Source organism: Mycobacterium sp. (assembly GCF_004298145.1).
GTDB lineage: Bacteria > Actinomycetota > Actinomycetes > Mycobacteriales > Mycobacteriaceae > Mycobacterium.
In genome coordinates, this window is the sequence record NZ_SCRH01000025.1 from 37,367 (window position 1) to 49,659 (window position 12,293).

A 12,293-nucleotide genomic window follows, 5' to 3' on the forward strand; every position below is an offset into this window, starting at 1 on the left:
AGTCCTCGCTCAGCCGTTACAGGGGCCGCGTCAGCCAGAGGTGGTCGGTGGACGCGGCCGCGTAGGGCCCCTGGGCGGCTCCGGTCTGTAGTACCAGGTCGAACGCCTCGGCGCGCATCCGGCGGTCGGTGTACAGCAGGACGATGACGCCGGCGTTGAACGGCGCGGTGATGATCTCGCCGATCGCCACCCCGACGGACAGGACCGCGGTGCTGGCCAGGAAAGCCGTGCCGGAGGAGGTGATCTGGAAAAGCTGGCCGACGATGCTGAACGGCACCGCGACGGCGTTCGCGACGATGGCGGCCACCAGGAAGGTGAGCGTCCGGATGCCCAGCACCCGCCAGAATCCGTTGTGGACAAGCTTGAACGATCGGGCGATCGCGTCGAGGACGGGCAGCCGCTCCAGCACGATCAGCACCGGGGCGAACAGCACCACCGTGTACAGGTACACCAGCAGCGCGACGACGACCAGCACCAGCGGGACGCCCAGCACCACGGCCGCCGCGCCATTACCGATCGCCGCCAGCACCCCGACGATCACCGCGACCAGGCCGGCCAGCGCGGCCACCACGACGGCCTCCAGCAGGGCCAGGCCGAGCAAGGCCAGTAGCCGCCCGCGGATCTTGGCCCAGGTTTCACCGATGGTGATCGGCGATCCGAAGACCGCCCGCCCGACGATGACGGTGAGCATTCCGGACAACAGCATGCCGCCCAGCCAGCCCACCAGGATGCCGGTCCCCACCGACGCCGACCACGCGCCCAGGACCCCCACGGTCAGCCCGTCGGATTGATCGGTGGTGAACCTGTCGCGGGCGGCCCACGGTCCCAAGAAGGCGGCCTTGGTGATGATCTGCATGGCCACTACGACGATCGCAGTCAGACCCAAGGTCGCTTTCGGATTGGCGCGGACGTAGCCGACCGCGCCGTTGAAGATGTCGCCGAGGGTCAGCGGCCGCAGCGGGATGATCCCGGGTTTGACCGTTCCGTATCCCGGCGGAGGGCCGAAGGCGGGTGGCGGCCCGTAGCCGGGCGGCCCGTAGCGGGGTGGCGGCCCGTAGCCGGGCGGGACCCCGTAGCCCGGTGGGGGCGGGTAACCCGGCGGGGCCCCGTAGCCGGGCGGTGGGGGGCCGTGCGCCGGGGGCGGCCCGTAGGCCTGGGGCGGACCGTATTCAGGTGGGGGGCCGTACGCCGATGGGGGCCCGACCGGATAACCAGGCGGCGGCGCGCTCACCGAACCCCGGGGCCTTTGCAGCCGGGCGCGTCGTGCGTCATGGGCTCCATCCTGTCGGCGGTCGTGGCATTTCACAACGTTGACCCCGCACCCGGCGCGTAGCGTCTCAGGCATGGCGGAACTCAAATCCCGGCTTCGGGCGGACCTGACCGCGGCGATGAAGGCCCGGGACAAGCTGCGAACGGCCACCCTGCGCATGCTGCTGGCCGCGATCCAAACCGAGGAAGTCTCCGGTAAGCAGGCCAAAGACCTCACCAACGAGGAAGTCATCAAGGTGCTGGCCAAGGAATCCCGCAAACGCGGCGAAGCCGCGGAGATCTACACGCAGAACGGGCGCGGAGAACTCGCCGCCAACGAGCACGCCGAGGCGCGGATCATCGACGAGTACCTGCCCACCCCGCTCACCGAGGCGGAGGTGGCCGACGTCGCCGACACCGCGATCGCGCAGGTCGCCGAGGAAATCGGCGAGCGGCCGGGCATGAGGCAGATGGGCATGGTGATGAAGGCCGCGACCGCGATCGCGGCAGGCAAGGTCGACGGCGCCCGCTTGTCGGCCGCCGTCAAAGAGCGCCTTTGACCGCTGTCCGGTTGATGTTCCCTGACCGGTTCGGCGGTGTCGTTTGCCACCGGTGCAGCCGGGTACCCGACTGCGCATGACCAATTTTGGCTACACTTTGATGACCGAACAGAGTGGACCCAAAGAGCTTGTGCAGTACGCCATTTCGGCCGAGCAGCGTGGTTTCGACTTTCACGTGTGCAGTGACCACTTTTCGCCGTGGCTCACCTCGCAGGGACACGCGCCCAACGCGTGGGCGGTTCTGGGTGCGGTGGCACAGGCCACCGAACGGGTAGACCTCTTTTCCTATGTGACGTGCCCGACGATGCGGTATCACCCGGCCGTCGTCGCCCAGCAGGCAGCCACCGTGCAGATCCTGTCCGACGGCCGGTTCACCCTGGGCCTGGGCAGCGGCGAGAACCTCAACGAGCACGTCGTCGGCAAGGGCTGGCCTACCATTTCCCGTCGGCAAGACATGCTGCGTGAGGCGATCAAGATCATCCGGGAACTGTTCGGCGGGCAGCTGGTGGACTTCACCGGCGACTATTTCCGGGTCGACTCCGCGCGGTTGTGGGACGTGCCCGACATCCCGGTCGGCATCGGGGTGGCCATCGGCGGCACCAAGGCGATCGAGAAATTCGCCAAGCTCGCCGACCATCTGATCGCAACGGAGCCCGAGGCGGAACTCGTCCACGGCTGGCACGGCGCCCGCCAAGCCGCCAACCTCGCCGGCGGCGGGCGGGTGATCGGCCAGATACCGGTGTCCTGGGATCCGGACCGGGACACCGCCGTCAAGCGCGCGCACGACCAGTTCCGCTGGTTCGCCGGCGGCTGGAAGGTGAACGCCGACCTACCGACCCCGGCCGGCTTCGCCGGTGCGACCCAATTCGTACGTCCCGAAGACGTGGCGGACACCATTCCCTGTGGTCCTGACCTCGATGCGATTGTCGAGGGCGTCCGGGCTTACTGGGAAGCCGGGTTCACCGACATCGCGCTCGTCCAGATCGGCGGAGAAACCCAGGAGCGGTTCCTCAAAGAGGCCGCCGAGCCTTTGCTTGGGGCGCTGCGCGAGGCGGCAAACTGACCTCCGCGCGCAGCGAGGGCGGTGGAGCACGTGCAACGTTGCGGAGAGCGATGGCCTCGCAAACTGTTGCCGCACAGCCGTTTCGCGTGGGCCTGCGTTACGGCGACGCGGCCCGGGGAGGCACTCGACGACTGCGAGCCCTTGGACCCGAGAAGACCGGTTGTTCGCAGGAAGGAAGACGACGATGTCAAAAGAATTGCAAGGAAAGAAAATAGCGTTTCTAGCGGCCGACGGTGTGGAAAAGGTGGAGCTCGAACAGCCGCGCGCGGCGCTGCGGGACGCCGGCGCCCACGTCGAGGTGCTGTCGCTGAAGGACGGCGAAATTCAGGCGCGTAACCACGATCTCGAGCCGGCCGGGACCTTCGCCGTCGACCGGAAAGTATCCGAGGCGTCGGTGGACGAATTCGACGCCCTGGTGCTCCCCGGTGGCACCGTGAACCCGGACAAGCTGCGCATGGACAGCTCCGCCGTTTCCTTCGTCCGTGATTTCGTCAGGTCGGGGAAACCGGTGGCCGCCATTTGTCATGGGCCCTGGACACTGGCGGAAGCCGGTGTGGCAGTGGGCCGGACGCTGACGTCCTATCCCAGCATCCGCACCGATCTGCGCAATGCGGGCGCCCACGTGGTAGACGAGGAGGTCGTCGTCGACGGCAATTTGATCTCCAGCCGGTCGCCATCGGACCTCCCGGCATTCTGTGCGGCGATCCTCAGGCAGTTCGCTCATGTGACGGCCGGTTAGCCGCGACGATTTTTCGGCCGGCCGGTTTGAATGGGCGGGTTTGCGGGCATTATCCACGCCAAGCCGTGATCAGCGGCGATCCGTGTGAGGGTTCTCGAAAGGCCACCAGTGACGACCGCGTATCCCGAGCCCGCAGTCTTGCCCACCCACAACGTGTATCAGCCACAACAGGATTCCAGACTGCTGGTGGACGTGATGCACGATACCGGTCTGATCCCGGGACGGCGGGTTCTGGACCTCTGCACCGGCAGCGGCTTCGTCGCGATCGCGGCTGCGGAGATGGGCTGCGCCGATGCGACGGCCTTCGACATCTGCCCGCAGGCCGTACGCTGCGCCCGGGAGAACGCCGCGGCTGCCGGCGTACGGGTCGACGTTCGCGAGGGCTCGTGGATAGCCGCAGTGGAGCGCGCGCCGTTCGACGTTGTGGTGTCGAATCCGCCCTACGTGCCGACGCCGCCCTGCGCCGAGGTGGAACAGATCTGCCCGACGGTCGGACCGCCGTGGGCCTGGAACGCCGGCCCAGACGGCCGCCTGATCCTCGACCCGCTGTGCGAGTCGGCACCGAAGCTGTTGCGCGACGGTGGATCCCTGCTGCTGGTGCACTCGGCACTCGCCGGTGTTCAGCAGTCGCTGGATTCCCTCAAGTGGGCGGGTATGGATGCGGAAGTGATTGCCTCGAAATGGATTCCGTTTGGTCCGGTGATGTCATCACGGGCGAGCTGGTTGGAAGGTGTCGGCCTGATACCGCGCGGGCGCCGGGAAGAGGAGTTGATTGTGATTCGGGCGGAAAAGCGATGAGCCCCACCCGGGTTCAGGTGGTTCCCAACGGGCCGGTGCTGGTGTCGGGTCCGGTGCGGATCGAGATGCCCGGCGGCGAGGTCGTCGAGTCCGACCGATTCATGGTGGCGATCTGCACCTGCCGGCGCAGCGGCAGATACCCCTTGTGCGATACCAGCCATCGCAGGTGCCGGCGCCTCAACACGACGACCGCTACTGCGGAGGCTGCCGCAACGACGGCTGATCCTGCTTCCACGACGCCATAATCGTTTCCGCCAAGCGGTTTTCGACCGCGGCATGTGCGCGGATCCCGAAAACGACGTCCCGCTCGAGCTGCGGCTCTCGCGCCACGAGATCGCCGACCACATCGCCGCGCACGACGTGCTCGTGGACAGCGTCGGCCTCGACGTGCTCGCTGTAGAAACCGATGCAGGCCGCCGGCGCCTGCATCCGCTGCAGGGCCTGCACCATACGTTGGGATCCCGGTGGTGAAGTGATCTCGGTCGACGCAAAGTGTCCAATCGCGGCGCCGCGCAACGAGCGGTGCAGTCCGAACAGCGACATGAGATTGACCACCGCCAGCGATTCGGCGGGTACCGCATCGACGTAACCCCAATACGTCGCATCCAGCCCGGCCGCCACCAGTAGGTCGGCGAACAGTTGCTGGTGCAGTCGCGGGCCCTGCCCGGCCCCGTACTCGTCGAACTCGACAGCCACGAAGGCCGCTTTGGCGGTGCCCATCAGGCGCGGAATGGCCCACGCGTGCGGATCACCCTCCTTGAGGTGATACAGCGAGCGATGTACGAAATATTCGCGCATCTGCTGCCATGTTCCGGTGTCACGCAGATAATATGACGGGCCGGTGCCGTCGACGGGTTCGACCGAAATCGCTTCCATTTCGGCGGCCGCCGTCTGATCGGGATCGATGGGCCCGACATCGCGGCGCACGCCGGCCAAAAACACGCGTTCCAGTTCGGCGCGCAGCGCCAGCAGGGCGGGATCCCACTCCCACGCGGGGTCCACGTCGGCGAAGCCGCGGTAGTGCAGCTCGTAGCACATGGACAGCGCCAGCTGCAGATCCAGGCCGTACGGATCGGAATCACGCACGGATGTGCCGATGCGCGCGAAGTGGTCGACCGACGGCGGCCCCGCCAGCGCGCAACGAACGGCGGCCGACAGCGGCCCGTGCGCGGCGGGTAGCGCGGGTTCAGTCATGGTCGAGGTGCGGGTCACGCCGGTGACTACCCGTAACCGGGGCCGGGTAAACGGTGCCGCAACACTTTCCGGCGTCCACTAATCGGATTCTGTCGGCAATCGGAAGGTGATGTCGACGGTGGTGCCGGTGGCGGCGGTCTCGAGCTCCGTCGAATGGCTGAGCGCCCTGATCAGCGGTAGGCCGCGACCACCGTTGACCGGGTTGGGGTCCGGCGTTTTCCACGAACCGAAATCAGTGATCCGGGCGTGTACTTCGCCGTCGCCAAGGCCGATTTCGACCACCATGGTCCCGGCGACGAATCCCCGGTACGCGTGCTCGACGCAATTGGTGCAGGCTTCGTTGACGACCAGCACGATGCCGGCGGCCAACTCATCCGTTATGTGGGCGGCGTGCAGCCAGGCCGCCAGCCGGTGCCGGATGCGCACCAATTGCTCTGCGGTGGCGTCGCTTTCGATACGTAGCGGTGTCTGGTGGTGGCGGTAGATCACCATCGCCACATCGTCGTCATACCCCGCTTCCGGCGCCAGCTCACGAAGCATCGCGTCGGCGACGGTGTCCAACGGCAATGTCATCGTCTGCGCCAGAACGTCTGCCGCGCGGGCGATTCCATCGTCGATCGACTCATGTTTGCGTTCCACCAGCCCGTCGGTGAACAGCATGAGGGTCGAGCCGGGTGCCAGTATCCGGGTGGTCTGCGGGCGCGGTTCATCCCGGCGGACCGCCAGCGGTACCGATGCGGCATCGGTCAACAGCGTCGTCGTCCCGGGCTCGGGTCCGGTGAGCACGGCCGGCATGTGGCCGGCATTGCTGTACTGCAGGACCCCGGTTTCAGTGTCCAGGATCGCGAGAAACACTGTGGTGCAATAGGCATTTGGGATGAGCGATGCCACCGAGTCGAGCTGATCGAGCAGCGCCGCGGGCTCGGCGCCATTGATCACGCCGTTGATCAACAGTGCTCGCGCGGAGCTGCGTAGCTGCCCCATGATCGCGGCCGCCGGCAGGCCCCGACCCACGCAGTCGCCGACGACGATGCCGATGCGGTGATCGCCGATCGGCAGCACGTCATACCAGTCACCGCCGATCTCCAAGGGCAGCACCGCGGGTTCGTAGCGCACCGTGAAGCCCCGTGGGGGCTGGACCGATGGCAGCATGGCACGCTGCAACGTGAGCGACGTCTCGCGTGCGTTCTCGAACTGACGGACGTGCTGCATTGCCAGGCTGAGATGGCTGATCAGCACGGTGACCAGCAGGCGGTCTTCCGCGCTGACCCAGCGAGGTGTGCGGAGCTCCAGCCACAACGCCAGGTCCCCGGTACCGGAGAGCACCGCGACCAATCCCTGTGTCTTACCGGGATGATCGGGCGACTCAACGGTTTTCGCCGTCAGCGGCAGTTGTTGACGCGCGTCGGAGAAGGTACGGCGCAACCACGAATCGAGCTTGCGCCACGACGCCGCCGAGGGTTCGCCCGCCGCGTGGACCGTCGGGTCGCCCTCGCCGCTGGGCCACGAGACTGCCACCACGCGTTGCACATCGATCGCCGTGCGGCACTCGTCGAGCGTGATCGACAGCAACTCGTCCACGCTCCTGGCCACCGCCACCGCCGTGGCCAGGCGCAGCACCGCGCTCTCCCGCGCCGCAAACGCGCGTTCCGCGGTGATGTCTCGAATCGTCCCGACGTAGGCGTCGCGGTCGCTGCCGGATTCCTTGACCGCGTTGATGCTCACCTTCACCCAGGCGAGATGGCCGTCGCCGTGGCGGATCGGCGCTTCGTAGTCGGCCCTGCCATGGTTCGTCACTTGGCCGATTTGTTCGGCCGCGGTCTTCGTGTCGACCAGCCACGGGTGCGGCCATCGGTAGGGCAAACCCTCACTGGGAAACCCGATGATCTCGATGAAGGCGCTGTTGATTTCGACCACGGAGCCCTCGTGATCGGCGACGAAAAATCCTTCCTGCAGCGAATTCACCAGCGCGTTGCGGAATTTGTCGCGGTCGGCCAGCCCCTCGGCGCGAGCCCGCTGTTCGGCGTAGCGCTTGTTGCCGTCGATGAAGCCGCGCATGGCCACGTCAAGGGGGACCAGCAGCTGCAGCAGGAACTCCAGCGCGATCGGCGCATCGACGCGCACGTCTTGCGCGATTTCAAAAACCAGCCGGACGTGGTTCTCCACGATTTCGAGCAGGCTGATTCGTTCCTGCAGAGCCGTCCGACCGAGCTCGTAACCGATCGCCAGGCTGGCCTCGTCGCGGGTGTCCAGATAGGCCTGCAACGCGGCGGCGTACTGCGCGTGGAATCCGTCGTTCTCGCTCATGTCAACGCCCCCCTGTGACGTGCGGTCAACACCATCGCATCGTCGGATTCCTTGGCGTGCTTCTCGAGGAGTTCCTCAGCGATAGCCATTGCGGGGGCCGAGAAGTCGATGTGGTCCAGGTAATCTTCGGCGATTCCATCGGTTCTCATCACCAGTAGGTCGCCGGGGCGAATCGAAACTACCTGCGCGGGCCTGATTTCCGGTATGCGGTAGCCGACGATGCCTGCGGTGAGACGTGCACTGGAGCGGATGGTGGTCCCGGTCGGTGCCTTGGCCACCAGATCGGCGGAGACGTTGCCGACACCGGTCCAAGTCAGCGTGTTGGCGGCAAAATCCACCCGCGCCAACGTCATTGCGACTCCTCTGGTGCCGGTCAACACGCGGTGGCAGAGCTGAACCAAAACCTCCACCCGCTCGGAACAGGCGCGGGTGACCGCATCGATAGCACGCAGCGCGGCTTCGGCGGCGGCGGGCCCGTGACCCAGGCCATCCACGACACCGAACAGCACGGCCTCGCCGTCGATGTCGATGGCGAGGCCACGATCGCCGGAGGTGTACTCGCTGGGCAACGGGCGGCCCGCCCTCGCCCACTCGATGGGTCCGAAGCGGCCACCCTCATGCACGGGGAGGGACCCATTTCCACATTTCGATGACGGTTCCCTGGCCGACCGTGGACTCGACGACCAACCGGTCCATCAAACGGCGGGCACCCGGCAGGCCCATCCCCAACCCGCGGCCGGTCGAATATCCGTCCTCCATCGCGCGTTCGATGTCGGCGATCCCGGGCCCCTGATCCTCGGCGCGCACCACCAGGGCCTTGCGGCCCTCCCGGTCGGCCACCCCGACGCGGACGGCGCCGCGACCAGCGTAGCTGGTGATGTTGCGTGCGATTTCGGAGATCGCCGTGGCGATCATCGTGACGTCGGTAAGGGAGAATCCCAGGTCAAGGGCGAGGTGGTGTCCGGCTTTGCGGGCGTCGACGATGTCGTCGGGATTGTCGATGGCGACGACGATATCAGTCGCCACCATCGCGCCCGATCGTCGGTTTCCGCTGCGCCAGTTGGCGATTCAGGAGGGAGAGGCCCTCCTCGAGGTCCAGCGCGGTGTTCATGTCGTCGAACGCCAGACCAAGCTGGACCATCGCGAAGGCCACCTCCGGCTGCAGGCCGACGATCACCGTGTCCGCGCCGCGCAGCCGCGTCATGTGCGCGATGGTGCGCAGCGACCGGGCCGCAAAGGAATCCATCACGTCGATGGCGGTGACGTCCACGATGATGCCCTGGGCGCGGAACCGGCTGACGCGCTCCATGAGGTCGTAGCGCAGCCGTTCGGCGTCGGAGTCGGACAGCGCGGCCTGCACCGACGCGATGAGGATCGAACCCTGTTTCAGGATCGGTACTGGCATGCGGCGCTCGCGTTCCTAATCGTCACCCGGTCTGCTCGCCGGTACGAGTTACCTCGTAACCCAGCAGCCGCTCGGCTTCCTCGATGCCCCCCTGCAGGTCACCGACGGCATTCATCTTCGACAAGTCCAGGCCGATCGTCACCAGCGTCAGCGCAATCTCTGAGGACAGGCCCGTGATGATCACGCTGGCACCCATCAACCCCGACGCGTCGACGGTCTGCACCAGGTGGTTGGCCACCGTCGAGTCGATGGTCGGCACACCGGTGATGTCGATGACCACCACTTTCGCGCGATTGGCGCGGATGGCCCGCAACAGCTGTTCGGTGACCTGCCGAGCCCGCTGACTGTCCAGCACGCCGATGATCGGCAGGATCAGCAGCTGCTCACGCACCTGCAGCACCGGCGTCGACAGCTCCCGGATCGCCTCCTGCTGCTGGCGGATGATGCGCTCGCGTTCCTGCACGAAGCTGACCGCCACGGTGTTGGCGATCCGGTTGGCGGCCGGCTCGTAGGCGTCCAGCACCCGGTTGAGCATCTCGAATTCGGTCTGATACTTCTCGAACAACGAGCGCGCCAGCACGTCGCGGAGCAGCAGGACGATGCCGATGACCTCGTCGGTTTCCACGCCTCGCGGAATGATGCGTTCGGAGAGGTCACGCGCATAGGCCTGCAGTGCCTCGACGCTACCGGTCTCGAGCACCTCGACGTAGTTGTCGTAGACGGCCGTCGCTTCGGAAAAGAGCTCCTCGGGGGTCATCGCGGTGAGCAGCTCGGCATCGGTGATGCGGCGTGCCCACTCCTCCCGCAAAATGGTCCGATTCTGCCGTAGATGCTGAACTAGCTGTGGTAACAGCCCCTCGCTGGAAATGCCGACGACTTGCGCTGTGGTGCCGGTACTGTTGAAATCCGACGGCGAATTTGACATATGGCCTCCTCGGGCCTCCCGAGTACACGTCACGCCCTGCGGTCTGCAGTTCCCTTTTGCGAGACTAGCCTGGGTTGTCGCGGGGCACGTGTGGAGGGCATATTCTTCTCGCAGTTCGTAACGCAGGCTAGGGTTGAACCACGCCACGGCCCAGGACAAAGGATTGCCATTGTCAGCTCCTGATTCGATTACCACGTTGGTTGAGGACCACGATGGCGTTTCCGTGGTCAGTGTCAGCGGCGAAATCGATTTGGTCACGGCTCCTGCCCTGGAACAGGCCATCGGTGCGGTCGTTGCGGAGAGTCCCACGTCACTGGTCATCGATCTCTCGGCGGTGGAGTTCCTCGGTTCGGTCGGGCTGAAGATCCTGGCTGCCACGTATGAGAAATTGGGCAAAGACACCGGGTTTGGCGTGGTCGCGCGCGGCCCGGCCACCCGGCGGCCGATTCACCTGACCGGTCTGGACAAGACGTTCCCGCTGTATCCGACGCTCGACGATGCGTTGACCGCGGTGCGGGACGGCAAACTCAACGGATAGCAATTCACCCGCGACGCCCGGCGCGATGATCACCGCTATGGACGTCGATCATCCGCAAGACGACCAACGGTGGGATCGCCGTGAGCGCGGCGAAACCGAAGTGCAACGGCTGGACCGCAATTGGAACAGCCTGCTGCAGGAGCTGCGCGTGGTTCAGACCGGGGTGCAGCTGCTGACCGGTTTCCTGCTGACGCTGCCGTTTCAGCAGCGTTTCGATGTGCTCGGACACCACATGCGCGATGTCTATCTGGCCACGGTGGCGTGTTCAGTGTGCTCTACGGTGTTGCTGATCGCCCCGGTTGCCATGCACCGGATACTTTTCCGGCGTCATCGGCTCCAAGTTCTCGTGTCCGCCGCTCACCGCTGTGCCTATGCCGGCCTGGGCTTGCTCGGCCTGGCGCTGATCGGCATGACCATCATCATTTTCGCCGCGGTCGCCGGGCGCAATGTGGGGCTGGTCGCCGGAGCGTGCGCGCTGCCGCTGTTCGCGTTCTTCTGGGTCGTGCTGCCCCTGACGCTGCGCACTCGCGGCCGCTGACACGCACTTGCGCTCAGCGGCCGGGCGCGAGCGCCGCGATGCGGGTTGATCCCAACTGGTCGAGCAGGCCTTGCGGATCGGTGAAGATCGGGGCGGCCCCGGCCTCCTGCAACTCCGCGCGGGCGATGCCGCCGCTTAGCAGCCCGATGCACGGCACCGCCGCACCCGCCGCGGCGTGTGCGTCCCATACGGCGTCCCCGACGAACACTGCGTGCTCGGCATCGACCCCGGCCCGGTCCAGCGCGACCCGCACGATGCCCGGTTCGGGTTTGGCGGTGTCGACATCGCGGGACGACGTCGTCTCGGAGATGACGTCGTCACAATCGAGCACCGTGCGCAAGACCTCCAATTCGTCCTCGGGTGCCGAGCTGGCGAGCACGACCTGCAGCCCCAGGTCCGCGACGCGGTGTAGCAATGCGCGCGCTCCGGGCAACGGTTTTAGCAGCGCGGTGATCTCCCGGTAGTACTGGCTGTGCTGGTCGCTGAGCCGCTCCTGCACGTCGGCCGGCGCGTCATCGGACAGCGTTCGCACCAGCTTCGAGCCGTCCATGCCGATACAGCGGTGGATTTGCCACGACGGCACCACGATGCCCTCAGCGTCGAACGCGCGCCGCCATGCGTGGACGTGCAGGTAGTTGGAATCCACCAGGGTTCCGTCGACGTCGAACAGGACGGCGGGCGTGCCGCCACGCGCTGTCAGCGGAGACTCCCGGCGCGAGTGCCGGGACAGGTGCCCCTGTGCGATCGCGAAGTCATGTCCGGGGCATACCCACGCCGGGTCCGGCTGACACCGCTTTGGCCCGGTCGGCGGGTGCGCGTCGTGGTGATCCGCTAAAGCGGCGTCGTCTTTTGTGAGCGTCTTTCGTGTGAATAGCGCTGGCACACAATCGTTCTCACGAGAAATAGCGCCGGATTACCGCAAGGGCCGCGCGGCCGGTCACGCCCGGCGGCGGGGGAGACCCCCGACACGTAAGCGGA

The 12,293-nt window shown here is 66.4% G+C and carries 15 protein-coding genes; 7 read left to right on the forward strand and 8 right to left on the reverse strand.

The features are described from left to right. Positions 1–16: 16 nt before the first annotated feature. On the reverse strand, positions 17–1,345 hold the full coding sequence (locus EPN51_RS09160; protein ID WP_293040683.1) for a hypothetical protein: 1,329 nt from the start codon (positions 1,343–1,345) through the stop codon (positions 17–19). Here EPN51_RS09160 and EPN51_RS09165 point away from each other — a divergent pair. The 5 genes from EPN51_RS09165 (at position 1,344) to EPN51_RS09185 (ending at position 4,653) form a co-directional block, all read left to right on the forward strand. After that, the gene (locus EPN51_RS09165) at positions 1,344–1,808 is read left to right on the forward strand and encodes a GatB/YqeY domain-containing protein (protein WP_293040686.1); all 465 of its coding nucleotides are present in this window, start codon (positions 1,344–1,346) and stop codon (positions 1,806–1,808) included. The genes EPN51_RS09160 and EPN51_RS09165 overlap by 2 nt on opposite strands. Positions 1,809–1,884: 76 nt before the next feature. Then, the gene (locus EPN51_RS09170; RefSeq protein ID WP_293040689.1) at positions 1,885–2,871 is read left to right on the forward strand and encodes an LLM class F420-dependent oxidoreductase; all 987 of its coding nucleotides are present in this window, start codon (positions 1,885–1,887) and stop codon (positions 2,869–2,871) included. A gap of 184 nt (positions 2,872–3,055) precedes the next feature. After that, positions 3,056–3,610, forward strand: coding sequence for a type 1 glutamine amidotransferase domain-containing protein (locus tag EPN51_RS09175; protein WP_293040692.1), 555 nt, complete (start codon positions 3,056–3,058; stop codon positions 3,608–3,610). A gap of 108 nt (positions 3,611–3,718) precedes the next feature. Next, the gene (locus EPN51_RS09180; protein ID WP_293040694.1) at positions 3,719–4,408 is read left to right on the forward strand and encodes a HemK2/MTQ2 family protein methyltransferase; all 690 of its coding nucleotides are present in this window, start codon (positions 3,719–3,721) and stop codon (positions 4,406–4,408) included. Further along, on the forward strand, positions 4,405–4,653 hold the full coding sequence (locus EPN51_RS09185; protein WP_293040697.1) for a CDGSH iron-sulfur domain-containing protein: 249 nt from the start codon (positions 4,405–4,407) through the stop codon (positions 4,651–4,653). Before EPN51_RS09180 ends, EPN51_RS09185 begins: the two co-directional genes overlap by 4 nt. Here the strand turns inward: EPN51_RS09185 and EPN51_RS09190 are convergent. From EPN51_RS09190 to EPN51_RS09215, 6 genes are all read right to left on the reverse strand, one after another. Further along, positions 4,601–5,602 (reverse strand): iron-containing redox enzyme family protein, encoded by a 1,002-nt coding sequence (locus EPN51_RS09190; RefSeq protein WP_293040700.1) that lies wholly within the window; start codon positions 5,600–5,602, stop codon positions 4,601–4,603. The genes EPN51_RS09185 and EPN51_RS09190 overlap by 53 nt on opposite strands. Positions 5,603–5,680: 78 nt before the next feature. Next, a complete protein-coding gene (locus EPN51_RS09195) occupies positions 5,681–7,909 on the reverse strand; it encodes a SpoIIE family protein phosphatase (RefSeq protein WP_293040703.1) in 2,229 nt (742 codons plus the stop codon). Further along, on the reverse strand, positions 7,906–8,532 hold the full coding sequence (locus EPN51_RS09200) for a SpoIIE family protein phosphatase (RefSeq protein WP_293040706.1): 627 nt from the start codon (positions 8,530–8,532) through the stop codon (positions 7,906–7,908). The genes EPN51_RS09195 and EPN51_RS09200 overlap by 4 nt, the downstream gene beginning before the upstream one ends. After that, positions 8,525–8,935, reverse strand: a complete 411-nt coding sequence (locus EPN51_RS09205) for an anti-sigma regulatory factor (RefSeq protein ID WP_293041072.1) — start codon at positions 8,933–8,935, stop codon at positions 8,525–8,527. Before EPN51_RS09205 ends, EPN51_RS09200 begins: the two co-directional genes overlap by 8 nt. Continuing rightward, positions 8,925–9,314 carry an STAS domain-containing protein gene (locus tag EPN51_RS09210; RefSeq protein WP_293040709.1) on the reverse strand — a complete coding sequence of 130 codons (390 nt, stop codon included), beginning with the start codon at positions 9,312–9,314 and terminating at the stop codon, positions 8,925–8,927. The genes EPN51_RS09205 and EPN51_RS09210 overlap by 11 nt, the downstream gene beginning before the upstream one ends. A gap of 22 nt (positions 9,315–9,336) precedes the next feature. Continuing rightward, positions 9,337–10,239 (reverse strand): STAS domain-containing protein, encoded by a 903-nt coding sequence (locus EPN51_RS09215; protein WP_293040712.1) that lies wholly within the window; start codon positions 10,237–10,239, stop codon positions 9,337–9,339. Positions 10,240–10,408: 169 nt separating this feature from the next. Here EPN51_RS09215 and EPN51_RS09220 point away from each other — a divergent pair, with 169 nt between their 5' ends. Together EPN51_RS09220 and EPN51_RS09225 are read left to right on the forward strand one after the other, a co-directional pair. Continuing rightward, positions 10,409–10,777 carry an STAS domain-containing protein gene (locus tag EPN51_RS09220; RefSeq protein WP_293040715.1) on the forward strand — a complete coding sequence of 123 codons (369 nt, stop codon included), beginning with the start codon at positions 10,409–10,411 and terminating at the stop codon, positions 10,775–10,777. Positions 10,778–10,814: 37 nt separating this feature from the next. After that, entirely contained in the window at positions 10,815–11,315 is a 501-nt protein-coding gene (locus EPN51_RS09225) for a DUF6328 family protein (protein ID WP_293040718.1), read from the forward strand. Between the two features lie 13 nt (positions 11,316–11,328). Here EPN51_RS09225 and EPN51_RS09230 read toward each other — a convergent pair whose 3' ends face one another. Continuing rightward, positions 11,329–12,015, reverse strand: coding sequence for an HAD family hydrolase (locus EPN51_RS09230; protein WP_293041075.1), 687 nt, complete (start codon positions 12,013–12,015; stop codon positions 11,329–11,331). Positions 12,016–12,293 lie beyond the last annotated feature (278 nt).